24 protein-coding genes and 1 riboswitch are annotated in these 23,214 nt (G+C 61.5%); of the genes, 9 read left to right on the top strand and 15 right to left on the bottom strand.

What is annotated here, in order from left to right:
- The first annotated feature begins 60 nt into the window (after window positions 1-60).
- From ACYQ2T_RS05975 to ACYQ2T_RS05940, 8 genes are all read left to right on the top strand, one after another.
- Window positions 61-621, top strand: a complete 561-nt coding sequence (locus tag ACYQ2T_RS05975; protein ID WP_459899243.1) for a 4Fe-4S dicluster domain-containing protein — start codon at window positions 61-63, stop codon at window positions 619-621.
- Complete coding sequence (locus tag ACYQ2T_RS05970) at window positions 618-1,514, top strand: CoB--CoM heterodisulfide reductase iron-sulfur subunit B family protein (protein WP_459899241.1); 897 nt, start codon at window positions 618-620, stop codon at window positions 1,512-1,514. Before ACYQ2T_RS05975 ends, ACYQ2T_RS05970 begins: the two co-directional genes overlap by 4 nt.
- 22 nt (window positions 1,515-1,536) lie before the next feature.
- Window positions 1,537-3,495 carry a 4Fe-4S binding protein gene (locus ACYQ2T_RS05965; RefSeq protein WP_459899239.1) on the top strand — a complete coding sequence of 653 codons (1,959 nt, stop codon included), beginning with the start codon at window positions 1,537-1,539 and terminating at the stop codon, window positions 3,493-3,495.
- Complete coding sequence (locus ACYQ2T_RS05960; protein WP_404844522.1) at window positions 3,483-3,992, top strand: hydrogenase iron-sulfur subunit; 510 nt, start codon at window positions 3,483-3,485, stop codon at window positions 3,990-3,992. Before ACYQ2T_RS05965 ends, ACYQ2T_RS05960 begins: the two co-directional genes overlap by 13 nt.
- Window positions 3,985-4,941, top strand: a complete 957-nt coding sequence (locus ACYQ2T_RS05955) for a 4Fe-4S dicluster domain-containing protein (RefSeq protein ID WP_459899237.1) — start codon at window positions 3,985-3,987, stop codon at window positions 4,939-4,941. The genes ACYQ2T_RS05960 and ACYQ2T_RS05955 overlap by 8 nt, the downstream gene beginning before the upstream one ends.
- Complete coding sequence (locus ACYQ2T_RS05950; protein WP_459899235.1) at window positions 4,941-6,014, top strand: 4Fe-4S dicluster domain-containing protein; 1,074 nt, start codon at window positions 4,941-4,943, stop codon at window positions 6,012-6,014. The genes ACYQ2T_RS05955 and ACYQ2T_RS05950 overlap by 1 nt, the downstream gene beginning before the upstream one ends.
- Window positions 6,011-6,865, top strand: a complete 855-nt coding sequence (locus ACYQ2T_RS05945) for an FAD/NAD(P)-binding protein (RefSeq protein ID WP_459899234.1) — start codon at window positions 6,011-6,013, stop codon at window positions 6,863-6,865. Before ACYQ2T_RS05950 ends, ACYQ2T_RS05945 begins: the two co-directional genes overlap by 4 nt.
- 160 nt (window positions 6,866-7,025) lie before the next feature.
- A complete protein-coding gene (locus tag ACYQ2T_RS05940) occupies window positions 7,026-7,886 on the top strand; it encodes a hypothetical protein (RefSeq protein ID WP_459899232.1) in 861 nt (286 codons plus the stop codon).
- On the opposite strand, the gene ACYQ2T_RS05935 is transcribed toward ACYQ2T_RS05940, so the two are convergent.
- The 12 genes from ACYQ2T_RS05935 to ACYQ2T_RS05880 form a co-directional block, all read right to left on the bottom strand.
- Window positions 7,880-8,077, bottom strand: a complete 198-nt coding sequence (locus ACYQ2T_RS05935) for a hypothetical protein (RefSeq protein WP_459899230.1) — start codon at window positions 8,075-8,077, stop codon at window positions 7,880-7,882. The genes ACYQ2T_RS05940 and ACYQ2T_RS05935 overlap by 7 nt on opposite strands.
- 284 nt (window positions 8,078-8,361) lie before the next feature.
- On the bottom strand, window positions 8,362-8,610 hold the full coding sequence (locus ACYQ2T_RS05930; protein WP_459899228.1) for a hypothetical protein: 249 nt from the start codon (window positions 8,608-8,610) through the stop codon (window positions 8,362-8,364).
- Between the two features lie 51 nt (window positions 8,611-8,661).
- Window positions 8,662-10,740 carry a ribonucleoside triphosphate reductase gene (locus ACYQ2T_RS05925; protein WP_459899226.1) on the bottom strand — a complete coding sequence of 693 codons (2,079 nt, stop codon included), beginning with the start codon at window positions 10,738-10,740 and terminating at the stop codon, window positions 8,662-8,664.
- Between the two features lie 170 nt (window positions 10,741-10,910).
- Window positions 10,911-11,067: riboswitch (cobalamin riboswitch) on the bottom strand.
- 245 nt (window positions 11,068-11,312) lie between these two features.
- Window positions 11,313-11,933, bottom strand: coding sequence for a class I SAM-dependent methyltransferase (locus ACYQ2T_RS05920; RefSeq protein WP_459899224.1), 621 nt, complete (start codon window positions 11,931-11,933; stop codon window positions 11,313-11,315).
- Window positions 11,934-12,376: 443 nt separating this feature from the next.
- Complete coding sequence (locus tag ACYQ2T_RS05915; RefSeq protein ID WP_459899222.1) at window positions 12,377-12,889, bottom strand: single-stranded DNA-binding protein; 513 nt, start codon at window positions 12,887-12,889, stop codon at window positions 12,377-12,379.
- A gap of 37 nt (window positions 12,890-12,926) precedes the next feature.
- The gene (locus ACYQ2T_RS05910; protein WP_404844512.1) at window positions 12,927-13,286 is read right to left on the bottom strand and encodes a hypothetical protein; all 360 of its coding nucleotides are present in this window, start codon (window positions 13,284-13,286) and stop codon (window positions 12,927-12,929) included.
- An 8-nt stretch (window positions 13,287-13,294) separates the two neighbouring features.
- Entirely contained in the window at window positions 13,295-13,945 is a 651-nt protein-coding gene (locus tag ACYQ2T_RS05905; protein ID WP_459899220.1) for a biotin attachment protein, read from the bottom strand.
- A gap of 75 nt (window positions 13,946-14,020) precedes the next feature.
- The gene (locus tag ACYQ2T_RS05900; RefSeq protein WP_459899219.1) at window positions 14,021-16,291 is read right to left on the bottom strand and encodes a carboxyl transferase domain-containing protein; all 2,271 of its coding nucleotides are present in this window, start codon (window positions 16,289-16,291) and stop codon (window positions 14,021-14,023) included.
- A gap of 88 nt (window positions 16,292-16,379) precedes the next feature.
- Complete coding sequence (locus ACYQ2T_RS05895) at window positions 16,380-17,798, bottom strand: biotin carboxylase N-terminal domain-containing protein (protein ID WP_459899217.1); 1,419 nt, start codon at window positions 17,796-17,798, stop codon at window positions 16,380-16,382.
- A gap of 4 nt (window positions 17,799-17,802) precedes the next feature.
- Entirely contained in the window at window positions 17,803-18,195 is a 393-nt protein-coding gene (locus tag ACYQ2T_RS05890) for a PilZ domain-containing protein (protein ID WP_459899215.1), read from the bottom strand.
- 1 nt (window position 18,196) lies between these two features.
- Window positions 18,197-18,931 carry an OmpA/MotB family protein gene (locus ACYQ2T_RS05885; protein ID WP_459899213.1) on the bottom strand — a complete coding sequence of 245 codons (735 nt, stop codon included), beginning with the start codon at window positions 18,929-18,931 and terminating at the stop codon, window positions 18,197-18,199.
- Complete coding sequence (locus tag ACYQ2T_RS05880; protein ID WP_404844507.1) at window positions 18,921-19,676, bottom strand: motility protein A; 756 nt, start codon at window positions 19,674-19,676, stop codon at window positions 18,921-18,923. Before ACYQ2T_RS05880 ends, ACYQ2T_RS05885 begins: the two co-directional genes overlap by 11 nt.
- A 126-nt stretch (window positions 19,677-19,802) precedes the next feature.
- Here ACYQ2T_RS05880 and ACYQ2T_RS05875 point away from each other — a divergent pair, with 126 nt between their 5' ends.
- Window positions 19,803-20,627, top strand: a complete 825-nt coding sequence (locus ACYQ2T_RS05875) for a purine-nucleoside phosphorylase (protein ID WP_459899212.1) — start codon at window positions 19,803-19,805, stop codon at window positions 20,625-20,627.
- 128 nt (window positions 20,628-20,755) lie between these two features.
- On the opposite strand, the gene ACYQ2T_RS05870 is transcribed toward ACYQ2T_RS05875, so the two are convergent.
- The 3 genes from ACYQ2T_RS05870 to ACYQ2T_RS05860 are packed head-to-tail and all read right to left on the bottom strand — an operon-like array spanning window position 20,756 to window position 23,190.
- Complete coding sequence (locus ACYQ2T_RS05870; protein WP_459899210.1) at window positions 20,756-21,082, bottom strand: hypothetical protein; 327 nt, start codon at window positions 21,080-21,082, stop codon at window positions 20,756-20,758.
- Between the two features lie 45 nt (window positions 21,083-21,127).
- A complete protein-coding gene (locus ACYQ2T_RS05865; protein WP_459899208.1) occupies window positions 21,128-21,907 on the bottom strand; it encodes an MlaA family lipoprotein in 780 nt (259 codons plus the stop codon).
- Window positions 21,907-23,190, bottom strand: a complete 1,284-nt coding sequence (locus ACYQ2T_RS05860; protein ID WP_459899206.1) for an alpha/beta hydrolase — start codon at window positions 23,188-23,190, stop codon at window positions 21,907-21,909. Before ACYQ2T_RS05860 ends, ACYQ2T_RS05865 begins: the two co-directional genes overlap by 1 nt.
- Between the last annotated feature and the right edge of the window lie 24 nt (window positions 23,191-23,214).

Raw genomic sequence — 23,214 nt, 5'->3', positions numbered from 1 at the left:
CGGGCGGCCTGCTCCCCCCTTTGGCCGCCCGCCCACCACCACAGCAAGCAGGATCGCACCATGGAACCCGTCAGAGTCAACGACACATACGACCGGGACTTCATCGACGAAGTCCAACGTGAAAGCGGCCAAAACATCGCGCTGTGCTACCAGTGCGGCAAGTGTACGGCCGGATGCCCCGTGGGGTTCGCCTACGACATCCCGGTCAGCCAAATCATGCGCCTGTTGCAAAACGGCCAGAAAAAGCGCGTCCTCTCCTCCAGCGCCATCTGGCTGTGCGCCTCGTGCGAAACGTGCACCGCGCGCTGCCCCAACTCTATCGACGTCGCCCACATCATGGACGTGCTGCGCAACATCGCCGGGCGCGAGGGCGTCGTCTCCGAGCGCGACATCCGCAAGTTCTGGGAGTGCTTCCTTGAGTCCGTCGAAAAACACGGGCGCGTGTTCGAGGCAGGCCTTATGGCCTCGTGGAAGACGCGCACCGGGCGCTTTTTGTCCGATACGGACCTCGGCCCCGCCGTGCTTGCCAAAGGCAAGATTTCCTTCAAGCCGCACGACGTGCAGGGCCGCGAGGAAATCGCCAAGATATTCAAGCGCTACGCACAGGAGACGTCCAGATGAGCCGCTTCGCCTACTATCCCGGCTGTTCCGCAACGGGGACGTCCATCGAGTACGACGCGTCCACCCGCGCCATCTGCGAGCAGCTCGGCATTGGCCTTCAAGAAATTCCCGGCTGGAGCTGCTGCGGGTCCACCCCTGCCCACGCCGTAGACCCGGTCCTCTCGGCGGCGCTGTCCGCCCGCAACATCATGCAGGCAGGCACCATGGGGCTGGACACCATCACCACCCCTTGCCCCAGCTGTCTCAAAAACCTGCGCTCCACCAGACAAAAACTGCAGGACGACGCCTTCCGCGCCAAGGTGGAGCGCCTTGTGGACGGCGCCATCCCAACGGACATCCCCATTGTCTCCGTGCTGCAAATCATCTTTGAACACATCGGCGCGCAGGGCCTGAAGGACCGCACCACAAAGCCCCTGACCGGCCTGAAGCTCGCCCCCTATTATGGCTGCATGCTCAGCCGCCCCAAGGAGCTGATGAACTTCGGCGACCCGGAAAACCCCATGTCGCTGGACGTACTCATGCCCGCCCTTGGCGCGGAGATTGTTCCCTTCCCGCTCAAGACGGAATGCTGCGGCGCGTCCCTTGGCGTCACGCGGCGCGGTGTGGTCACGCGGCTATCCGGCCGCATCCTTGACGTGGCCGAATCCATGGGCGCGGACGCCATCGTCACCGCCTGCCCGCTGTGCCAGATGAATCTGGACATGCGCCAAGGCCAAATCAACCGCGATAACAACACCCGCCACAATATGCCGGTGTTCTACTATTCCCAGCTCATCGGGTTGGCCCTCGGCCTTGATGATGCCGCCCTCGGACTGGACAAGCTCTATGTCCCGCCCTTCAAGCTGCTGGACCGCATAGGTCCGAAGGCCGCAGACGCCAAGGCGACCGCCTAGGACACAGCGAGGAGAAAAACAGATGAGAATCGGAGTTTTCGTGTGCCACTGCGGCAGCAACATCGAAGGAACCGTGGACACGGCCAAGGTTGCCGGCGCCGCGCGCCTGTTCCCCGATGTGGCCTACGCAACGGACACCCTCTACGCCTGCTCGGAACCGGGGCAGGAGGGCATCATACAGGCCGTACACGACCACGCCCTCGACGGCGTTGTCGTGGCCTCCTGCACACCGCGCATGCACGAGGCGACCTTCCGCAAGGCCGTCCAGCGCGCGGGGCTGAACCCCTACATGTTCGAAATGGCCAACATCCGCGAGCACGTCTCGTGGATTGGCAAGGACCGGGACGCCAACACCGCCAAGGCCACGGACCTTGTCCACATGGCCGTCGCCAAACTGCGAAACGACAGCCCGCTGTCCTCTTCGCAGTTTGATGTGACCAAGCGGGTCATGGTCATCGGCGGCGGCGTGGCTGGCATTCAAGCCGCGCTGGACTGCGCCGAGGCGGGCCTTGATGTGGTGCTTGTGGAGCGTACCCAGACCATCGGCGGCAAAATGGCCAAGCTGGATAAAACCTTCCCCACCGTGGACTGCTCCAGCTGTATCCTTGGCCCGCGCATGGTGGAAATCGCCCAGCACCCGAACATCACCCTCCACGCCCTGTCCGAGGTGGAGCAGGTGGACGGCTATGTGGGCAACTTCACCGTCAAGGTGCGCCAAAAGGCGCGCTATGTGAACTGGGACGCGTGCACCGGCTGCGGCCTGTGCATGGAAAAGTGCCCTGCCAAAAAGACCGAGGACCCGTTCAACGAGGGGCTTGCCCCCACCACGGCCATCGGCATCCCCTTCCCGCAGGCCATCCCCAAAAAGGCCGCCATCAACCCGGAATTCTGCATCAAGCTCACCAAGGACAAATGCGGCGCATGCGCCAAATTCTGCCCCACGGAAGCCATCGACTTCACCCAGCAGGACGAAATGGTCACCGAGCACGTCGGCGCCATCATTACGGCCACGGGCTATGACCTCTTTGACCACACGCGCTACGGCGAGTACGGCGGCGGCCGCTATCCGGACGTCGTCACCTCCCTGCAATTCGAGCGCATGCTGTCCGCCTCCGGCCCAACTGGCGGACACATCAAGCGCCCCTCCGACGGCAAGGAACCACGGGACATCGTCTTCATCCAGTGCGTCGGCTCACGCGATAAATCCGTGGACCGGCCCTACTGTTCGGGCTTTTGCTGCATGTACACGGCCAAGCAGACCATCCTAGCCAAGGACCACCTGCCGGATTCCCAGTCCTATGTCTTCTATATGGACATCCGCGCTCCCGGAAAGAGCTATGACGAGTTCGTCCGCCGCGCGCAGGAAGAATACGGCGCGCGCTACATCCGTGGCCGTGTGTCCATGATTTACCCCTCCGGGGACCGGCTCATCGTGCGCGGGGCGGATACGCTTATGGGCACGCAGGTTGAGGTCGAAGCCGACCTTGTGGTGCTGGCCGTCGGGGCCGAGGCCGCCAAGGGCGCGCCGGACCTCGCGGAAAAGCTGCGCATCTCCTACGACCATTACGGCTTCTACATGGAAGGTCACCCCAAGCTCAAACCCGTGGAAACCAACACCGCTGGCGTCTTTTTGGCCGGCTCCTGTCAGGGGCCAAAGGATATCCCCTCCTCCGTGGCGCAAGGCAGCGCCGCCGCCTGCAAGGTGGTGGGCCTGCTGTCCAAGGACAAACTGGAAAGCGACCCGCAGGTTTCGCTGGTGTCTATGTCCCGCTGTGTGGGCTGCGGCAAATGCGAGTCCACCTGCCCCTTCGGCGCCATTGAGATGACGGACTTCCGCGGCCAGACCAAGGCATCGGTCATTGAAACGGTGTGTCAGGGCTGCGGCATCTGTACCTCCACCTGTCCGCAAGGGGCCATCCAGCTCCAGCACTTTACAGACAACCAGATACTCGCCGAGGTCAATGCGTTATGCCAGTTCTAAACGGCAAGGAACTGCGGATCATAGGCTTTTTGTGCAACTGGTGCTCCTACGGGGGCGCGGACACCGCCGGTGTTGGCCGCTTTAGCCAGCCAACGGACCTGCGCGTCATCCGCGTACCCTGCTCCGGGCGCATGAATCCGCTGTTCGTGGTCAAGGCGCTGCTCAGCGGCGCGGACGGGGTGCTGGTCTCCGGCTGCCACCCCAACGACTGCCACTACTCCAAAGGCAACTTCTACGCCCGCAGACGGCTGGAAGCGCTCAAATCCTTCCTGCCCATCATTGGCATTGCGCCCGGACGCTTTGAGTACACGTGGGTTTCGGCCTCCGAAGGGCAGCGCTGGCAGCAGGTGGTCACCACCTTCACCGAGCAGATTCACGCCCTCGGTCCCATCCCCACCTTCTCCCCCGGCGAGGCAGGTGCGGAGCTTGCCCGCTTCCAGGCCGCCACCCAGGCGCAGATGCCCGTCCACGCAGAAAAGGAGCCGCACAGTGTCTAAGCTCGATACCCTCAAGGACGCCATCCGCGAAGCCCTGCCCCGGCTGGATGTCGTGCTGGCGTGGGGCACGGGGCCGGACGCCCTGCACGCCGCGCCCCTGTTCATCCGCACGGAGGCCGATCTGGACCGCATGGTCCTTGGCCCCACGTGCGTGCACAACCTCGCCCGCTACCTCACGGACCTGCGCGGGAACAAGGTGGGCATTGTGGCCAAGGGCTGCGACAGCCGCACCATTGTGGAACTCATTCAGGAAAATCTCATCGACCGCGACGAGATTACGGTCTTCGGCCTCAGCTGCAGCGGTGTGGTCAGCCCGGCGGAGGTGCTGCGCCTTGCTGGATGCGGCCACGCGGACGCCATCAGCATGGACGGGGACGACGTCACCGTCACCTGCGGCGTAGAGACCCACGTTTTGCGGCGCGAACAGGTGCTGACGGAAAAGTGCCGCTCCTGCGCCTATCCGGACGCCCTGCTGGCCGACGAATTCATCGGGGAACGCAGTAGCGCGGTGGACGCCCCGCTCACGCCCGGACGCACCCTCGCCATGCTTGAGGATATGGACGAGCCAGCGCGCTTCGCCTTTTGGGAGGAGCAGATGTCGCGGTGCATCAGGTGCTACGCCTGCCGCAATGCCTGCCCGCTGTGCGTCTGCCGCGACCAATGCGCCGCGCAAACGCGCGACCCGCATTGGGTCACGCAGGAGGACCACCCGCGCGAAAAGCTGATGTTCCAAATCATGCACACCCTGCATACGGCGGGGCGGTGTACGGAATGCGGCGAGTGCGAACGCGCCTGCCCCATGGACATCCCCATCCTTGCCCTGCGCCAAAAGATGAACCGCGAAATCAACCGGCTCTTTGACTATGCGGCGGGGACGGATACCACCGCCACACCGCCGCTGCTCGATTTCCGCGAGGAAGAACCCACAATCAAGGAAAGGAGCTGGTAATGCCGACGCCCAAGTTCCTTGCCACGGAGAACCTTCTTCCGTGGCTGACCCGGCAGGCCGCAGACCGCCGCGTTCTGGCTCCCGTCCGGGAGGGGGAGGCCGTTGTGTTCCGCCCCTTTGCCTCGGACAGAACCCTGTGCCTTGACCAGCCCGCCACGGTTTCGCCCAAGACGGCGCTCATCCCGCCCAGCGAAACCCTTATGGCCTACCGCTACGTCAAGGACCCGGAAGACCCGGACAAGGTGGTGCTGGACGTGCACGAAACCCTGCACACCACGCCAACGCTCCTGTTTGGCGTGCGCCCCTGCGACGCACGCGGCGCGGCCGTTATCGACCGCGTTTTTGCGGACCCGGAAAATCCGGACAAATACTACACCGCGCGGCGCGACACCACCGTGGTGGCCAGCATTGCCTGCACCACCCCCGCGCCCACATGCTTCTGCAACTGGACCGGCGGCGACCCGGCTGGCACCGAAGGCTCGGATATCCTGCTGACGCCCGTCACCGGCGGCTACCTTGCCCTCGCCCTGACCCCACGCGGCGAGCCGTTCCTTGAGGACGAAAACTTCACCGCGCCGCCCGAAAGCGCGCAGGACGAGGCCGAAGCCGCCCACGCCACCGCGCGCGAGGCCCTTGGCGAAGCCACGGACCTGACGGGCGCGCCCGAGCACATCGCGGCGCTGTTTGACCACACCGAACTGTGGCAGCAGGTTTCCGACAAATGCCTCAGCTGCGGGGTGTGCTCCTATGTGTGCCCCACCTGCTACTGCTTCAACATCACCGACGAGGCCAAAGGCTCCGCAGGCACACGCGTGCGCTCGTGGGACAACTGCATGTCCGCCCTGTTTACGCTGGAAGGAAGCGGACACAACCCGCGCGCGGACAAGAGCCAACGCTTCCGCAACCGCGTGGGGCACAAGTTCGCCTACTACCCGCAAAGCCACGGCGGCGAAATCGCCTGTGTGGGCTGCGGGCGGTGCATCCGCAGTTGCCCCGTTTCCATGGACATACGCGAAGTCTTATGCGGCGTGCTCGCCCATGAGCCGCACACCGAGACGGAGGCGCAATCATGACCCATATGCCGCAAAAGAACATGGCCAATCTCTACCTGCCGGACATGGCGACCATTCAAGAGGTCATCGACGAAACGCCAAATATCAAAACCTTCCGCGTCACCCTCAATAATGAGGACCGCATGAAGGCCTTCACCTTCGAGCCGGGGCAGGTCGGCCAGCTGTCGGTGTTTGGCGTGGGCGAGGCAACCTTTGTCATCAACTCCTCACCGACGCGCATGGACTACCTGCAATTCTCCGTCATGCGCGTTGGCGAGCTGACGGGCAAGCTGCACCAACTGCGCGCTGGCGACCTGATTGGCGTTCGCGCGCCCCTTGGCAACTGCTTCCCGTATGAGGACATGAAGGGCAAGGACATCGTCTTCGTTGGCGGCGGCATCGGCATGGCGCCCCTTCGCACCCTGCTCCTGTACATGCTGGACAACCGCGGCGACTACGGCGACATCACCCTGCTGTACGGCGCGCGCAGCCCGCAGGACATGGCCTACCAGTACGAACTGCCGGACTGGCTGGAGCGCGGCGACCTCAGCACCATCCTGACCATCGACAACGAAGCTCCCGGCTGGGAGCACGAAGTGGGGCTTATCCCCAACGTCCTGCAGGACAAGGTCCACCCCGACCCGGCGCGCACCATCGCCGTCACCTGCGGGCCACCCATCATGATCAAGTTCACGCTGCAAGCGCTGAAGAAGATGGGCTTTGCCGATGAAAACATCATCACCACGCTGGAAAAGCGCATGAAATGCGGCGTCGGCCTGTGCGGACGGTGCAATATCGGTTCAAAATACGTCTGCAAGGACGGCCCGGTCTTCTCCTATGCGGAACTGAAGACCCTGCCAGCAGACCTGTAGAAATGGGGGTCACGCGCGGCGGGTACGCATGGCCGCCGCGCGATTGGCATAGTAGGTGCGACTTCCGGTCCGCGGACGGCGGGGAGAATGAGGACTCGCCCCGCCGTTCGCCCGGAAGTCGGACGGACACCGCGCTATACGGCGCGCAGAGGATAACGCCATGTTCTACGCCGATGAAGGCACGTTCGACACGCCCAGTTGGTACATATCGGGCCCCCATCCCGGCGACGCCGCCACGCAAAACGGCTTCACCCCGGACGAGAACCGCTTTCTGCGCATCACGCCCGCCTGCATTATGGCCTCCAGCCTGTTCCGCGCGGTGTGGGGCGGACGCAGGCCACATATGCACTGCCATCAGCTGGATATGCCAACGGCCACGCGCCGTTTCACCTTCACCGGCGAACGGTTCGACCAATTTGATCTGGACGTGCTGACGGCGTGCCTTGCCGCCGGAGACAGCGAATCCGGCGACGGCATCGTCCGCGTGCACATGCCGGACATCCTCGCCACCCTTGACCTGCGCAGCCGTCAGGACAACCGCCGCCGCGTGCACGCCAGCCTGTCGCGGCTGGAGCATGCCCGCCTCTCCTTAGAGGACGCGCGCTACCGTATTTCCTTCCAAATGATGCAGAGCCTGCTGTATGACCGGGTGGATGACACTTGCATCGCCCGCGTGCACCCCGCCGTGGCGGGCGCCTTTCACAACAGACCCGCCCTGCGCATGTTCCTGCGCGAGCGGGTCTTGCTGGCGCCCCACGGGCTGGCGAGATGGCTGCATGCCGCCCTTTGGGCCTGTGGCGGAAGCTGCGGCATTGCGCGCGACCGCCTGCTTGGTTTGTGCGCCGTCCCCGGTGAGGAGGCGCGCCTTGATGCGGAGCTGGACGCGGCGCTCTCCCATCTCGCCGACGTCCACTTGCTCCATGAATTTCATGACCGGGGCCGCGTGCTTGTCATTAAAGGCAACCGGCACGGGGCACAGCGCTCCCGCACGGTCTTTTTCCCGGCCCCGCACCCTCAGTGAGACACACCGTCCTTGAGGTCAAACACAAACTTGTCCTCAACCGGGGCGTTCTCATAGTCCGTCCACTTCAGGTCGATCTTTTCAGCCATCAGCCAGCGGATCACTTCCGCGTGGCTCTGCGGGATACCCGGGTACTCGACAACTTTCGTAATCACCTCGTTAAACACCGTGATTTCGACTGCTATCTTCATCCTGTCCCCCTGGTGAAGCTTGTGCCACGCGCCCTCGCCAGCGCGCGACGGACGTATCGACTCCTTCCAAGGGTAACGCAATTCGCAGTTGTCCGAAATCCGAAATGCACCGATGGGACAAGGCTTTTCCCGAGTTCAACACATTTTGGAGCAAAAGCTGAACAATTCCGGCCGCCCCGTTGCGGCACAAATCTGCGCCCCTTCCCTGCTGGGGCCGCACGCAAAAAGGGCCGGGAGGATATATCCTCCCGGCCCTTTCATTATTGCGGTATTTCTCGAGCGGGCTAGCTGCACTCTCCGGTGCCATTGCCGTTGCCGTTTTTCTCGGCCAGCTCATGGATTTCGTCGAGGGTTTTGCCGCGCGTGGTGGCAAGGCGTTGCCACTTTTTCTTTTCCTTTTTCAGCGCCTCCACGGTCTGCAACAGGTCGCGAATGGTATGCGCGGGGTAGCCGTGCTTGGCGTACTGCCCCTTTCGCAATTCCTCATCGTTACGCTGCCGGAGGGCGCGCAACTGCTGCGCACTGAGTATCATGCATGAACTCCTGTGAAAACGCTCTCGAAAAGGCCGCTGCTCTCGCCCGTGCTAGGCGCTACACTCGCAGCCGCAGAAGGACTCCATAGCGTATTCCTTGCGGTCGCGATACTCTTCCTGCTTGCCTTTGTTCCAGCGGTTCACGGGACGGTAGTAGCCCACAACGCGGGTGTAGACTTCCGTGTCCTCACCGCAGGTGGGGCAGGAGAAGTGCTCGCCGAAGATGTAGCCGTGCTCCTTGCACACCGAGAAGGTGGGCGTCACCGAGATATACGGAATCTTGGTGTTGGACATGGCGCGGAGGAGGTAGCTCTTCACGCTTTCCTCGGAGGGCGCGGCCTCGCCAAGGAAGGTGTGGAACACAGTGCCGCCGTTATACACGGTCTGCAGCTCGTTCTGGTGCTCCAGCGCGGTCACCACGTCGGAGGTGATGCCCACGGGCAGCAGCGTGGAGTTGGTGTAGTACGGCACATCCTGACCGGAGGTCTTGATGTCTTCGTACAGGTCCTTGTCGATTTTTGCCAGACGGTAGCAGGTGCCTTCGCCGGGGGTGGCCTCAAGGTTGTAGAGGTTGCCCGTCTCTTCCTGGAAGTCCACGATGAGCTTGCGCAGGTGCTTGAGCGTACGGCGCATCAGGCGCAGACCGGCTTCGCTCTCGATGCCCTTGCCAAGAAGGTTCAGGCAGGCCTCGTGGCCGCCAATAACGCCGATGGTGGAGAAGTGGCCCTTGTAGCCATTCTTCAGGTAGCGGCGAGAGAACGGGAACATGCCCGCCTCAAGGTTCTGGGTGACGAGCTTGCGCTTGTACTCCAGGGAATCCTTGGCAAGGCTGGCGTACTCGGCCACGAGGTCGAGGAAGTCTTCCTCGTTGTGGGCCAGATAGGCCAGCTTGGGCAGGTTCAGGGTGACGACGCCGATGGAACCGGTCAGGTCGCCAGCGCCGAACAGGCCACCGGTCTTCTTGCGGATTTCGCGCAGGTCCATCTGCAGGCGGCAGCACATGGAACGCACGTCCTCGGGGTTCAGGTCCGAGTTGATGAAGTTCTGGAAGTACGGCGCGCCGTAGCGGGAGGTCATCTTCAGCAGCAGCTTGCCGGACTCGGAATCCCACGGAAAGTCGGAGGTGACGTTGTACGTGGGCACCGGGAAGGAGAAGATGCGGCCGTCAGCGTCGCCCTCAAGCATCACTTCGAGGAACGCGCGGTTGATCATTTCCATTTCCTCGGCGTAGTCGCCGTAGGTGGAATCCATCAGCTTGCCGCCAATGATCACGGCCTCTTTAGCCATGTGCTTGGGCGGCACGAAGTCGAAGGTAAAGTTGGTGAACGGGCTCTGGCCGCCCCAACGCGAGGTGGTGTTCAGGTTGTGGAGCAGCTTCTGCATCTGCTGCTTCACGTCGTGGTAACTCAGGCCGTCCTCACGCACAAAGGGGGCGAGGTAGGTGTCCACGTTATTGAACGCCTGCGCGCCAGCCCACTCGTTCTGCAGCGTGCCGAGGAAGTTGACAATCTGTCCGCACACGGCGTCAAAGTGCTTGGGCGGCGTGGAGGAGCAGCGGCCGCTCAGGTTAAAGCCTTCCAGCAGGAGGTCCCTCAGGCTCCAGCCGGAGCAGTAGCCCGCAAGGCCGAAGGACAGATCATGCAGGTGGAAATAGCCGTGGTTGTGGGCCTGCCGCACTTCTTCCGGGTACTTTTCCAGCACGTACCGGGCCTGAACGGAACCGGCCATATGCAGGATGAGTCCCTGAAAGGAATGCACCATATTGGAGTTCTCGTTCACGCGCCAGTCGGAGCGGTCCAGATAGCTTTCGATCATCTTGGAGATGTCGATATAGGCCTGATTCTGGTTGCGCATCTCGCGCCGCTTTTCGCGGTAGATGATGTAGCGCTCGGCCACGGAGTAGAGGCGGGCTTCCATCAGCACCAACTGCACAGTGTCCTGAACGTATTCCTGCTCCGGAACGTCCACGCCCTCGGCGTCGATATGCTCGGCAACCTTGCGGGCAAGGCGCTTGCCAAGGAGCGGGTCCTTGATGCCGCTGGAATTAAGAGCCTTCAAGATGGCGCCAGCAATGCGCTCCGTGGACCAGGTTTCAAGACAACCGTCGCGTTTGAGAATCTGTTTCGGCATCGGGTCTCCGCTGACGACACAAAGCGCCGGATCGCACACGACAAAACACATGCGACCACGATACTGCTTCAAGCCGTCGTGCCATGATTTTTACCCTGCGGCCCAAGATTTGCCGCGGGAGGGTTCGGGGGATGTATTTCTTGCCCGCCGTGGTATCCGCGTACCCCGGACGGTCAGAAACGCTTCAGGCAGGATGACTGGCTTTCCCTTCTCGCGCATCTCGGCGGCATGGCCGTGAAATGCTTGGGAATACAGCGGCGGGACCGCTCCGGACTCGCACCGGATTTCCATAATTGCCCTGCGGGCACCTGAAGTTCACTGCGTAATGAGTGAGCGGTACCTAGCAAAAACGTATATGGCCCTCAAGGCCGAATACTGCCAAATACTGCCCAAATTCAGGGAAAATTCTCAGCCCTCCACAGGGGCGAAACCCCTGTCTGGCACGGCTGACAGCGAGATGACACTCGCACCCCGCCCGGCAGGCGCGCGCAATTTCCTTCAAAAAACGCCCCCGCCCATTTTCCCGAAAATACCGCCCCATACTGACGTGGGAAAAGCGGCGCCAGCAGGGACTATTTGCGGATGTCTATCCAGTGCCCATAGCCGGGCTGACGCATGATGAGATACGTCTCAACGCCCGCCGCCTCCAGTATGCCGCGTAGCACATCGGGGTCGCGCCAGCGCATGCGTTCATCGTCGCTGTCCTCGCGCGCCCACGCCGGGCGCATCTTCTCCACGGCCTCTTGGGGCTGGTCCCGGCTGAAGCCGCACCCGATGAACGTGCGCCCATCGGGACGCAGCACGCGGTGCACCTCCGCCAGCACGCGGCTGCGGTCCGCCCAGAAGGGAATGGACCCGCGGCTGATGACAAAGTCCACACTCCCCGCCGCCAGCGGCAATGCATGCACATCCGCCGCCACAAGGGACAAGCGCAGGGAAGCCACGCCGTGCCGCTGACCATTTTCACGCGCCAGCCCGAGCGCCTCGGCGTTGTTGTCCACACCCACAAAGCGCATGCGCGTCAGCTTAGCCATCTCAATGGCAAGTGCCGCGCCGCCGGTGCCAAGGTCGAGGCACAGGCCCTCCGCCAATTCAAAATCCGCCACCACCTGCCGCGCAAGGCGCGGATACTCCGCCGCAAAACGGTGGGCATCATCGTAGCGGTAGAACGACATATCGCGGGGTGCGGGCATGACTCCTCCTTGCGCCAAAGCGGTTGGAAAACTCAATCATTACGCTACGCTTCCCAGCGCCTTCGCACAAGTGGGCGACAGAATTTGGAGGTGTTTCCCGCGCAACCCCGGCATGCGGCGTTTTCCTCGGAATGACGCACTGGATGCCGCGCGGCGCACCCGCGCGCTGTACGTGGCGCCCCGCCCTCTCGGCCCGCCACCGCCTCTGGAGCGGCGGTGGTGAAGGACGCCTCCTTGCCTCAAGAGCGGACAAAAGGGCCTAGATACTCCTCGCGTACCGGAACGGCATTGTCGTCGAGCGCCGACTGTCTTCCCCGCACAGCGGGTGGATCTTTCGCTCTGGCGCGTCAGGCGCAGCACCCCCTTGGGCCGAAGCCAAAAAAAGAGGGCGACATCGCTGTCGCCCTCCCAAATGCCTTGTGTGGCACCTACCGCTTCGCGGTTTAGAACGGCACGTCATCCATGCCGGATGCCTCGGACGGGAATGCCGGGCCGAGGTCTTCAGCAGGCTGCTGCTGTTGCTGCTGCGGCTGCTGCTGTTGCTGGCCGCCCCACTGCTGGGACTGCTGCTGCGGCTGAGCCTGCTGCTGGCGCGGAGCGTCGTAGCCGCCCTGCTGCTGCGTGTTCCGGGAATCCAGGAACTGCACGCGCTGGGCCTTGACTTCGGTGCTGTAGCGGTCATTGCCGTCCTGACCCTGCCACTTGCGCGTCTGCAGGCTGCCCTCAACGTACACGAGGCTGCCCTTGCGCAGGTAGTTGGCGCAGGGTTCGGCCTGACGGCCAAAGACGACGACGGAATGCCACTCGGCCTTGTCCACGCGCTCGCCCTGCTGGTTGGTGTAGGACTCGTCCGTTGCCATACGCATGTTCACGATGGGCTGGCCGGCCTGCGTGTAGCGCAGCTCGGGGTCACGACCAAGACGGCCGATAAGCATTACCTTGTTCAAAGAAGCCATGAGACTCTCCCGATTTCGTTTTCGTTTCTATCCCCGGCTATTTGGGTGCCGGAGCTTTCTCTTCCAGTGCGTCCAGGGCGTCTTCCAGCCGTACGCTGATGGCGTTGGCTTCCCCGGGATTCCAGTCGCCGAGGGCGGCGTCCAGATTGGCGACGAGGCCAAGGGCCGTATCCAGCCCCTCTCGCAACGTCGCCTTCAGTTCCTTGTCTTTAAGGCCAAAACGCACCTGGTCGTCAAGGGCTGTGACCAATTCCACAACTCCAGGCTGGCCGCCTCCGGCGGTCACCGGAGCGTCCGTTTCCGGCCATGCAATGGCAAAAAGTCTGGGCCACGCACGTTTTACGTCGTCCGGATACGGCGTGGAAGCCGAAACACGAATCTGAAGAATTTTGCCCACGGCGTCTCCTAGTTATGTTCTTCCCACTCACCCTGCACGCGGTTGACCACGTCCTGAATGACGGGGAGCAGGTCCTCGGGGCACACGCCAATGAGCGGCGCGCCCGCGGGGACGGATTCGTTATGCTTGAAGTACAGCGCGTAGATGAGACCTTCCGGACCGCTGTACGGCAACGGCGCCTCACGCTTCATGCGCGACATGATGAACAGGTCCATGCCTTCGCGCACGCGCACGCTCTTGCAGCCCGAGGCCTTGACCTTGGTATCCACATCCGGGGTGAAGTAGTACTTGGCCTGCTCCGGGGCATGGAACAGGTGCAGCGTCTTCTTGAGAATTGCGGCGATGACTTCTTCTTTGGTCAGGTAGTGGCGCAGGGTACACAGCAGGGTTCCCTCCTCCACAAACTGGCCGGAGTGCTCAAGGCATACGGCGTCCATCTCGCCCTTGAGGGGGGCGTGGATGGGCTTTTTGGTATTTTCACGCTCAAGGTAGGCGAGCAGCGTTCCCGGCTTCTCATCCCAGGTTCCGGACACGCCGGAAACTTGGGTGGCTGTCTCGGTCACTACGTACTCGACCACTCCGGTATGCGGTGCTCTGACCTCCACCATCTCATAGGGGGAGGCTTTCATTTCTTCCAGAAGAGCCTTGACGTCTGTCACGAGAGTGTCCTCTTGCGGTTCGTATGACGTTGACCGGAGCGAAAGCGGCGCGGGCCGCTTTCGCTCCGAAAGTGTCTATCTGTAGTACAGGTTGCGGCCACCCATGGTCAAAAGGGCCTGCTGGAGGTTCTTGCGAATCTCCCTGCGGTCCCAGATGCCCTGAATATGCCCGCGCGAAAGCGCCTGATGGCAGTCGTGGTAGTTGGGCGGAATGTCGATGCCCGTGGTCTCCTTGATAACGCCGGGTCCGGCAAAGCCGATGTTCGAGGAACGCACCGCGAACTGGTAGGGCGAGCAGCCAAGGAAGCTGGCCACAGGACCGGCGTAGGAGTTGGTGTCGTACAGCACCAGATACAGACCACCGGCTTCGATGTAGCGCCGCACGGCCATGGTGCATCGCGGCATCTGGATGACGCCGTTGACGCCCTCCTGAATGCGGATGCCCGCCGTGCCGTGCACATAGGCAATGAAGGGATAATGCTTCTTGCGCGCACGCTCGGCGGCGCGGATGAACTTCTCGCCCTCTGCCGCGCCAACGGAGCCGCCGCGGAAGTCCGCGATAAGCATAGCCACAACGCAGTTCACGCCATGGATGCGCGCCTCGAAGGTGGTGCAACCGCTCTTTTTGCCCGTCTTTGCCTTGGCCTTCTCAATCTTGGCGTCCAGCCCGTCGAAGTCCAGCGGGTTGCCGGCTTCGATATTGCGGTTGAACTCGTAGATGGAGTTCTGGTCAAAGACGTTGTGCAGGTACCACTGGTACTCCATGCGGAAGTGGTGCCCACAGGTGGAGCACACGCCGCCGAAGTCGCCAAAGAGGTCCGGCGCCCACAGGTCCACACAGCCATGCGTAGCGCTGTTGGGGCAGGTGACAGCGCGGTCTTCGCGCGCCTGCGGGCTGACGTAGTAGGTGCCGTTGCCCGTATCGCATTCCTCATCCCAGCAGGACAGCTCGGTGAGGCTCTTTTCGGTTTCCGTATCAATCGCGGTTTCGCCCTCGCCTTCGGAGATGCGGTTTCGCATCCACTGGAAAGGCGCGGCGCACCGGTCCTTGACGACCTGAATCTCTCCACCCAGCTCTTCCATAACGGAAGAAATCTTCTTCTGGTGCTTCCGCATAAAGTCGTACTTGAAGAACGAGTACACATCCCACCAGAATTCGCCGAGCACATTATTCACGCGTTCGGTGAAGGGAGAATCGTCGAGATAGGCCTTCTGCGCCATACGGCGGAAGCGCTGGTAGCGCCGCCAGACGAGGCGCTCCTTGGCGCGCGAGGACAGGTTCCAGCGCACGTAGATGTCTTCCGCACTCTTGCCCTTCTTGCGCGCGCGGCGCGAGCTGAGCGTCATGGCGCGGAAAAGGCGCAGGCCCTTGACGTTGAGCACCACGGTATCCGTGGCCGCAATGACTTCCTGACGCAGTGTCTTGAAGAAGTCATAGTCCTCGGGGCGCGCACCAAGCGACGGCTCATGCAACACTTGGTCGATGAAGCCCATGGCTTTGTTGTCGTCCGCCGTCATTTTAATCTTGCGTGCGCAACTCTCTATAAGCTCCACGCTGGCGCGCTGGCCATTGCGCAGACGGCCCTCGATTGCAGCGGCGCCCTCGGGGGAAATGACGGAATAGTAGCCATGGGAGAACATCATCCGGTGATCTGCAAGGCCAATGGCCTCCGCGCCGCCGGAGCCGCCCTCGGAGATGCAGGTAATGACCGGAACGGTCAGGCCAGCCATCTCGTAAAGGTTGCGGGCAATCTGCTGCGCCGCGCCGGGGTTGTCCTCAATGGGATAGGAACCGGGGGTGAAGACGTAGGTGTGGATGGGGATATTCTCGGTCTCGGCGACCTTCATATAGTGCAGCGCCTTGGCGTTGCCCCACGGCTTCACGGAACCGCCGTTGCGGAATTCCTGACCGTGTCCCTTCTCCTGACCGATGACCATAACGGGCTGGTTGTGCACCTTGCCGCCAACGCGGCGGGAGATGTACGCCCGGGCAATGATCATGCTGGGGTCGATGTTGTATTCGTCCTGTCCGCCCAGTTCGGTGTAGTTGTCATAGACGTTCTCAAGGATGTCCTTGAGGCAGACGCGCTGCGGGTGACGCACAATGCGCACCTTGTCCATGGGGGTGAGTTCACGTTCAAGCTTCTTTTCCAGGAACTCGAACAGGTCTTCAAGGGCGGAAAGCTGTTTGGCCCGTTCCGCGGGGGACACGGAGTCCTCTCGCGCAAGGAAATCATTCAGCTTGGACTGGAGAAGCTGAATATTCGCATTCTCCTTCGCCCCGAAGATGTCCTGAATATACTGTAGCCTGTCGCGCAGGCCCTGTATCCGCTTTTCAATGTCCATATACGTGTCTTTGGGATTGAGTGTCGGGTGGTGCCCAGCCGCGCCATGGCGCAAACGGGGCCGCATCATTATGATGCGGGGTCCGGCATCAGCTGAACTTCAGGAGGTCGGCCGTCTTCTCCCGCAGAAATTCCACGTTGGAGCGCAGCCCATCACCTGCGGAATCCTGCCCCTCCAGCACAAGGTTGTCAAGAAACGCCAATCCGCGCTCCTTGGCCTCGGCAAGGTCCTTGCCCCAGATGATGGCAAGGGCGAGGTTGGGGTCGAACTCCGTGGGAATCTGATACGGCTCGTCCGTTGGCACCTGCGTGTACATGGACAGCCACGACTCTTCCTTCCACGTGAAGGTGTCGATACGGCCGCACCACGGGGTGAACTTGTTGGCCGGGTCCTCCGCGATGATGCGGTATTCTATGCCAACACCCTCAAAGTTGATGTCGCCTTGTCCGTAGCCCAGCTTTTCGCCAAGGCCGCAACGGATTTGCTCCGCAATCAGGTCTACCACTTCGCTCTGCGGAGTGCGGGAGATAATGGCGGAAACGCCGTTCTCCACCTGAATGCGGGTGTTGACCTCCATCAGGAAGGGCTTGCCGTTGGGGGTGACAATCCACTCCCACGTTCCCACACTGTCATAGCCAGACTCGCGGGCCATGGACAGTGAGTGCCCGATAATCTCGTCCAAAAGCGCCTGCGCATCAAAGCCGTAGCCCAATTCACCGGGGGCGAAACCGGGGGCGACTTCTATGCGTTTCTGCCGACCAGTGCTTTGAACGGAACAATTGCGTGTGCCGAAATGTACCGGCTCGCTTCCGTGACGGTCTGCAAGAATCTGCACTTCCAGATGATTGAAGTCGAAGATGCGCTGTTCGACCAGCACGCCTTCGTCATTGAACTGCCGCTTGGCGTAGTTGCGGATGCGGCGATAGATGGAGCGGAAGGAATCCATATCGTGGATTTCCTCAATGCCCATGCCGCCACCGCCAGCCGACGCCTTGACCAGCACCACCGGATTCACCACGCCCTGCTCCGCCTGAAAGGCAAAGAGGTTCTCGGCGATTTCCTCGGCTTCCATCTCGTCATAGATGGGGCGGTCGGACCCGGGCACCGTGGGCACGCCAAGGCCGCGCGCAAGGCGCTTGGTGTTAATCTTGTCACCCAGTTCGCGGATGACGCGCCACGAGGGGCCAATCCAATGCAGACGGTTTTTACGCTGCGTTACGCGGCGGGCAAAGCGGAAGTCTTCCGCAAAAAAGCCGTAGCCAGGGTGCACGGCAGTTGCCTGCGCATCGTCGGCCACGGCCAGCAGTTCATTGGCGTCGTGGTAGGAGGATATGCGATAGAGCGCACCTTCGCCGCCGAGTTCCCGGGCCAGTTTGACATGGCCGGAGCCCTCGTCCGCGGCGGTATACACACAAACAAAGTCCAGACCCAGCTTTCGGCAGGCCTGGACAATCCGCATGGCGATCTCTCCGCGGTTCGCCACCAGTACCTTATGTTTGTTCAACACTGGTTTACGTTCCTTGTTTGTCCGCCTTCTTCCTGAGTGCGATCATGCGTTTCTGGACTTCCAGCACCAGCTTATCGAGGCGGGCTTCCTTTCGATAGTCGTTGTTCTCGAAATTGATGCCGATGATGCCGTTATCCAGCACCCGCATCACCCGCGCCTTCATCTCAGGAAGGAAGAGCTTCTTGTTAAGGAGCAGATCGAACTCCAGTTGTTCGCCTTCTGTGAATCCCTTTTCGGAATCCTTGAAGGCCAGCCCCATGGCGCTGAGGTCCAGCACCATGAAATGCCTGTCCGTAGACCTGAGGACGACCTCGAGCCCCGGAATCTTGGTCCGGAATGCTCGTCGTTGTCCGCCGTTGTCACCATTGCCCAGAGAGAACGAGTACTCGTCGATCATCCTATTTGCTCACGATCTTTTCAAGAACCAGTTCGACACGCCGGTTCTTGGCTCTGTTTTTGGCGGAGTTGTTCGGAAAGATCGGTTCCAGATCGGCAAGACCTGTCGCCGTCAACCTTCCCTGGGCGATTCCGAGTTGCATCAGATAGCGCAAAACATACACCGCACGCAAGCTGGAAATCTCCCAGTTGTCCTTGAACCTACTCCTCCGTGAAGGAGGTATGTCATCCGTATGTCCGACGATATTGATCTGCTGGTCGACGGATTTCACCAACATGTCGCGCATGGTGTCGAGCATTTTGCGCCCCTGGCTGGAGAGTTCCACCTGACCGGATTCAAACATCACATCGCCGGGAAGACGGAGAATAATCTTGCCTTCGTCGAACACCGCGCCGACCACACCTTCCACACCTTTTTTGGTGATGAAGGTCCGCACGTCGGAAAACACCCTGCGCTGGGACTCGATGAGCTGCTTTTGCATGCGCACCGTGTCCATGATGACGGCGTCCTCGCTCTTGACGCGCATGGTCATGAGTTCCTTGTCCTTTTCGCCAAGGGCCTGCTTCACGGCCAAAAAGGAGTCCGTGAACTTTTCCTCATCCAGCGTGGACATGGAAAAGAGCAGGATGAAAAAGACGAGAAGGAGCAGCGACAGGTCGGCGAATGTGGTCAACCACTCGTTGTTGTCGCCGCTTTCTTCCGGAGCGCCGAACATGTTCAGATCTTCATCGGGCACTCTTTCGCTCCTTGGGCGGCTCGAAGGACGAGAGCTTCTCGTACACCAATCTGGGGTTGTTGTTCTCCAGAATGGATTTCGCGCCTTCAAAGATGATTTGGAGGTGGAGTTCCTCCTGCGAGGTTCGCGCCTTCATCTTGCCCGCAAAGGGCAGGAACACGAGGTTGGCCATGATGGTGCCGTAGAATGTGGTCAAAATGGCCACAGCCATGGCAGGACCGAGGGTTGCCGGGTCCTCCAGCTTGGCCAGCATCTGCACCAGACCGATGAGCGTACCGATCATACCAAAGGCCGGGGCGAAGCCCGCCAGCTTTTGGAAAACATCAATGGAGATGCTGTGGCGGCGCTTCATGGTGCCAATCTCAATCATGAGCGTATCGCGGATGAGCTGGGGGTCGGCGTTGTCGGCAATGAGCTGGCAGGCTTTTTTGAGGATGGGGTTCTCGGTCTGGATGTTTTCCAGAGCGATAAGACCCTCGCGGCGGCTGATCTCGGCGATGCGGACCATGATGTTCACCACGTCCTCAACCTTGCCTTTCTTCTTCATGAACAGGGAAAGCGCGCCCTTGTGGGCATCAATGACATCCTGCAAGGGGAAGGTGACGCAGATGGCGGCAAAGGTGCCGCCAACGACAATCATCAGACCCGGGACGTTGATGAACAGTCCCAGCTGCCCCCCGACAAGGATGGCGCCGATGACAAGGACGAAGCCTATGATGGAGCCAAGAAGTGTTGCAATATCCATAATCTATAAATCTGCCTATCAAGAGCGGACGTTGACATGAAGGGGCATCCCGTACAGAATGACCGAACTTGGTGGCCCCGGACCATTACCTTTCCCCGAACCCCTCATAATTACTTATCAAAGTTTATGCAAAATCCCGAAAAAGTCCAGCAGGCAGCGGATTATATCCACAACAGCCTAACACGGCCGCACGCAGCGGATATCGGCGTGGTGCTCGGAACCGGCCTTGGCGACTGGGCCGAGTCCCTCACCCATGTCCAGTCGTTTGAGTATGCCGACATTCCCGGCTTTCCGCCATCCACCGTTGAGGGGCACGCCGGACGCCTCCTTGCCGCGCAGGTTGGCGGGCGAAACGTCTGGCTGCAGCAGGGGCGCTTTCACCTCTACGAAGGCAATTCCCCTGCCGACGTCTGCATGGGCGTGCGCACCATGGCGGCCCTTGGCGTCAGGACGCTCATCGTCACCAACGCGGCGGGCGCGCTGAACCCGCAGTTTGATGCTGGCGGGCTGATGTGCATCACGGACCACATCAATTACACGGGGGCCAACCCGCTTGTGGGCATCAACCACGATGCATGGGGCGACCGTTTCCCTGACATGAGCCGCGCCTACAGCCAGCGCCTTGGCGGCATCGCCATGGACAAGGCCCTTGAGCTGGGCATCCGCCTTGAAAAAGGCGTCTACCTCGGCCTTGTGGGACCGAACCTCGAAACCCCGGCAGAAACACGGGCCTTCCGCATCTGGGGAGCGGACGCGGTTGGCATGTCCACCGTACTCGAAGTTATCGCCGCGCACCATATGGGCGTGGAGGTCCTCGGGATTTCCTGCCTCACCAACAAGAATTTGCCGGACTGCATGGAGGAAACCTCGCTTGATGACGTCATCGCCATGGCGCAGGCGTCCACCGGCAAACTCTCGCAGCTCCTCGGTGCAGTCATTGGGGCGCTGTAGCGCCGCCTGAGGAGCACATTCATCAAACATATCGGCCAGAAAGGGATTTCCTGTACCCCTCTGGCCTGATTTTCCTTGAAAAAAAGGCCGGTACCTGTGTACCGGCCTTTCGTTTGGCTGTGTGCCGCCTACTCGTGGCTGTGCTGCGGGTAGACGGGGGTCACGTCGTCCATATTCATCACGCGCGTGCGGTAGCCGTCGTGCTCGATGGCGTAGCGCGTTAAGGTATTTTCGTCGTGGTCGAGGATATCAAGGCCGCTCTCCGCTCCCTCGCGCATGTGCTCCATCACCTTGATGACGAGAAGCTCCGCGTCCGGGTGATAGCCGTCATGGGCGATGGTGATGGTGCTGCCGTCGTATTCCACTTCATCAAAGGTAAGTTCCGGCTTCAGCGCCTCGTAGCCCTCCGGGCCGATGCCGTTGAACGTGCCGAAGATTTTTACGCCTGTTCGCATACACGCGCCTCCTGTTCTAACGCGGGGCCTGGTCTGCCGCCGCGGCTACTTCTTCACATCCCATTCGCGCTTCTTCATGTAGAGGAAGCGCACCAAGTCGTACTCAAACAGCGCGCCGTTTTCATAATAGTGGAAGAGAATCTGCTTGCGCACGTCAATGCCCTTGAGGGTGCCGTAGGCAATGCGCGCAGGCAGGGCGTGGTCCGGGTCCAGCTTGTCCATGACCGCGCTTTCCTCCATCCAAATGATGGTACTGTCCACGGCAACGCCCGCCGTGTCGCGCACGTTGGACGGACCAAACACGGGAAGCACCACATACGGGCCGGTAGGCACGCCCCAGACGCCAAGGGTCTGCCCAAAGTCCTCATCCTCATCATACAGCCCGCCGCGCGACGCCATATCCACCAGCCCGCCAAGGCCGATGGTGGTGTTGGTCACAAAGCGTCCAAGGGTGTTGGCCGCGCCCTCCACGTCCAGCTGCAAGACGCAGTTGATGAAGGTCGGCACCTCGCCGATATTGCTGAAGAAGTTTGACACGCCCTTCTGCACGGGCTTTGGGGTGACGGTCTCGTAGGCGTTGACCACGGGCATCAGCACGTAGTCATCAAGGCGCGCATTGAAATCGTAAACCCGGCGGTTCATCCGCTCCCACGGGTCGTACACGTAAAAGGGGCTGTCCGGAGACAGTTCGGCCTTCATGGGCGGATGCTGCACCGGGGCCGTAAAGTCCGTGACTTTGGTAGGCGCCTTGGCCGCGCAGCCCGCGCCAAGGGCCAGCACAGCGCCCAGGAGAAGAACGCGCAAAAGTGTCGTAGTGCGTCGCATCAGCGTCCCTCCCCGGCCTGCATAAGCCGCAGCATATCCTGCACGTTATCCCGGTACATGATGTTGCCGCAGTGCCCGCCCACGGGATAAATGATGCCGCGCGCGCCAAAGGTCCGGCGCAAAAAGTCGACCTCGGCGCCGTCGAGGATAGGGTCGTCGGCATTGGTCACCATGACAATTTTCTCCGAGCCGCGCAGGTAGTCGCGGATGCTCCTGAGACTGCTGTCGCGGATGATGGACTCCCGGGTGAGCGCCGGGTTGCGGTAGATGAGGTACGGCGCAAGGAATTCCTCAAAGTAGTCCTCAAAGCTGAGGCGCACGGTGGTCAGCAGATAGCCCAGCAGCGGGTCGCCGGGCACCGGACGCTGGCCCTGCGGCACCACGTAGCCCGCGCCCAGGGTCAGGTCCGTGGCAAAAATGATGCTGGCCGACGACATGCGAAACGACACCGCAATAAGCGTGCGCAGGTCGTCGCCGGGCACCTTGCGGAAGTTGTAGAGCCTGTAGAGCAGGTCGCCGCCAAAATCGACTTTGTCCTGACTGGTGTAGAACTCCGACACCGTCTTGAGCAGGCGGCTTGTGGTGCGCTCGATATTATCCTGCGCGCCGGGTCCGTCCACGTGTAGGGCGTCCAGCCGCAGGGCGGAGTTGTACAGGCTGACGGGCGGGTTGATCATCAGCACCCGCCGGAAGTTGAACGCGCCCCGCTCCTCATCAAGCCAGGACAAAAACGCGGACTGCGCGCCGCCAAGGCTGTAGCCGCCCACGCTGTAGTCCGTCACTTGGTCCGCAATGTCCAAATCACGAATCACCAGCTGCATGACCCGGTACAGGTCCCTGACGTCGTCGCGGATGTAGCCGGGCGCGCGGGACGTGGACGCGCTGACGATAAAGTTTGGATGCGTTGGCGAAGGCAGGCACACCACATGGTAGCCCGCGTCAAAAAACACCTGCTGGAGGAAGGCGTTCTTTTGCGAATTGTGCCCCGCCCCGGTCCCGGCGACGAGGAACATCAGCGGGGCGTCGCCATCCTGCATCACCACGGAGTAGCGCATCTCCTCGCTGTGCCAGAAAAGCTCCGGCGCAACGCGGTCGTCCACGCGCAGGGTATGGCCCACGGGCCGCGCCGTGCGCTTTGGGGTGTACATCATATCCGGCGGCGTTCCCACCACGGTGGCCACATACGGGTCGGTGTACGGATAGGCGTACTCTCCGGCCACGGCCGTCCCCGCAAGGCAGGCAATCAGCGCGATGGCGAGGGCTGCATTGAGTAATCGGCTCATCAGTCGTTCATCTGCTCCGGTTGC

Source organism: Desulfobaculum senezii, from assembly GCF_054657395.1.
This window is presented reverse-complemented; position numbering and strand designations above follow the sequence as displayed.

Excerpts from the sequence above, each read along its gene's own strand:
- ACYQ2T_RS05890 (WP_459899215.1), bottom strand. The coding sequence starts at position 18,195 with ATGATCGACGAGTACTCGTTCTCTCTGGGCAATGGTGACAACGGCGGA.
- ACYQ2T_RS05935 (WP_459899230.1), bottom strand. The coding sequence starts at position 8,077 with ATGAAGATAGCAGTCGAAATCACGGTGTTTAACGAGGTGATTACGAAA.
- ACYQ2T_RS05880 (WP_404844507.1), bottom strand. The coding sequence starts at position 19,676 with ATGGATATTGCAACACTTCTTGGCTCCATCATAGGCTTCGTCCTTGTC.
- ACYQ2T_RS05930 (WP_459899228.1), bottom strand. The coding sequence starts at position 8,610 with ATGATACTCAGTGCGCAGCAGTTGCGCGCCCTCCGGCAGCGTAACGAT.
- ACYQ2T_RS05945 (WP_459899234.1), top strand. The coding sequence starts at position 6,011 with ATGACCCATATGCCGCAAAAGAACATGGCCAATCTCTACCTGCCGGAC.
- ACYQ2T_RS05870 (WP_459899210.1), bottom strand. The coding sequence starts at position 21,082 with ATGCGAACAGGCGTAAAAATCTTCGGCACGTTCAACGGCATCGGCCCG.
- ACYQ2T_RS05865 (WP_459899208.1), bottom strand. The coding sequence starts at position 21,907 with ATGCGACGCACTACGACACTTTTGCGCGTTCTTCTCCTGGGCGCTGTG.
- ACYQ2T_RS05975 (WP_459899243.1), top strand. The coding sequence starts at position 61 with ATGGAACCCGTCAGAGTCAACGACACATACGACCGGGACTTCATCGAC.
- ACYQ2T_RS05965 (WP_459899239.1), top strand. The coding sequence starts at position 1,537 with ATGAGAATCGGAGTTTTCGTGTGCCACTGCGGCAGCAACATCGAAGGA.
- ACYQ2T_RS05915 (WP_459899222.1), bottom strand. The coding sequence starts at position 12,889 with ATGGCTTCTTTGAACAAGGTAATGCTTATCGGCCGTCTTGGTCGTGAC.
- ACYQ2T_RS05925 (WP_459899226.1), bottom strand. The coding sequence starts at position 10,740 with ATGCCGAAACAGATTCTCAAACGCGACGGTTGTCTTGAAACCTGGTCC.
- ACYQ2T_RS05960 (WP_404844522.1), top strand. The coding sequence starts at position 3,483 with ATGCCAGTTCTAAACGGCAAGGAACTGCGGATCATAGGCTTTTTGTGC.
- ACYQ2T_RS05875 (WP_459899212.1), top strand. The coding sequence starts at position 19,803 with ATGCAAAATCCCGAAAAAGTCCAGCAGGCAGCGGATTATATCCACAAC.
- ACYQ2T_RS05920 (WP_459899224.1), bottom strand. The coding sequence starts at position 11,933 with ATGCCCGCACCCCGCGATATGTCGTTCTACCGCTACGATGATGCCCAC.
- ACYQ2T_RS05940 (WP_459899232.1), top strand. The coding sequence starts at position 7,026 with ATGTTCTACGCCGATGAAGGCACGTTCGACACGCCCAGTTGGTACATA.
- ACYQ2T_RS05950 (WP_459899235.1), top strand. The coding sequence starts at position 4,941 with ATGCCGACGCCCAAGTTCCTTGCCACGGAGAACCTTCTTCCGTGGCTG.
- ACYQ2T_RS05900 (WP_459899219.1), bottom strand. The coding sequence starts at position 16,291 with ATGGACATTGAAAAGCGGATACAGGGCCTGCGCGACAGGCTACAGTAT.
- ACYQ2T_RS05970 (WP_459899241.1), top strand. The coding sequence starts at position 618 with ATGAGCCGCTTCGCCTACTATCCCGGCTGTTCCGCAACGGGGACGTCC.
- ACYQ2T_RS05860 (WP_459899206.1), bottom strand. The coding sequence starts at position 23,190 with ATGAGCCGATTACTCAATGCAGCCCTCGCCATCGCGCTGATTGCCTGC.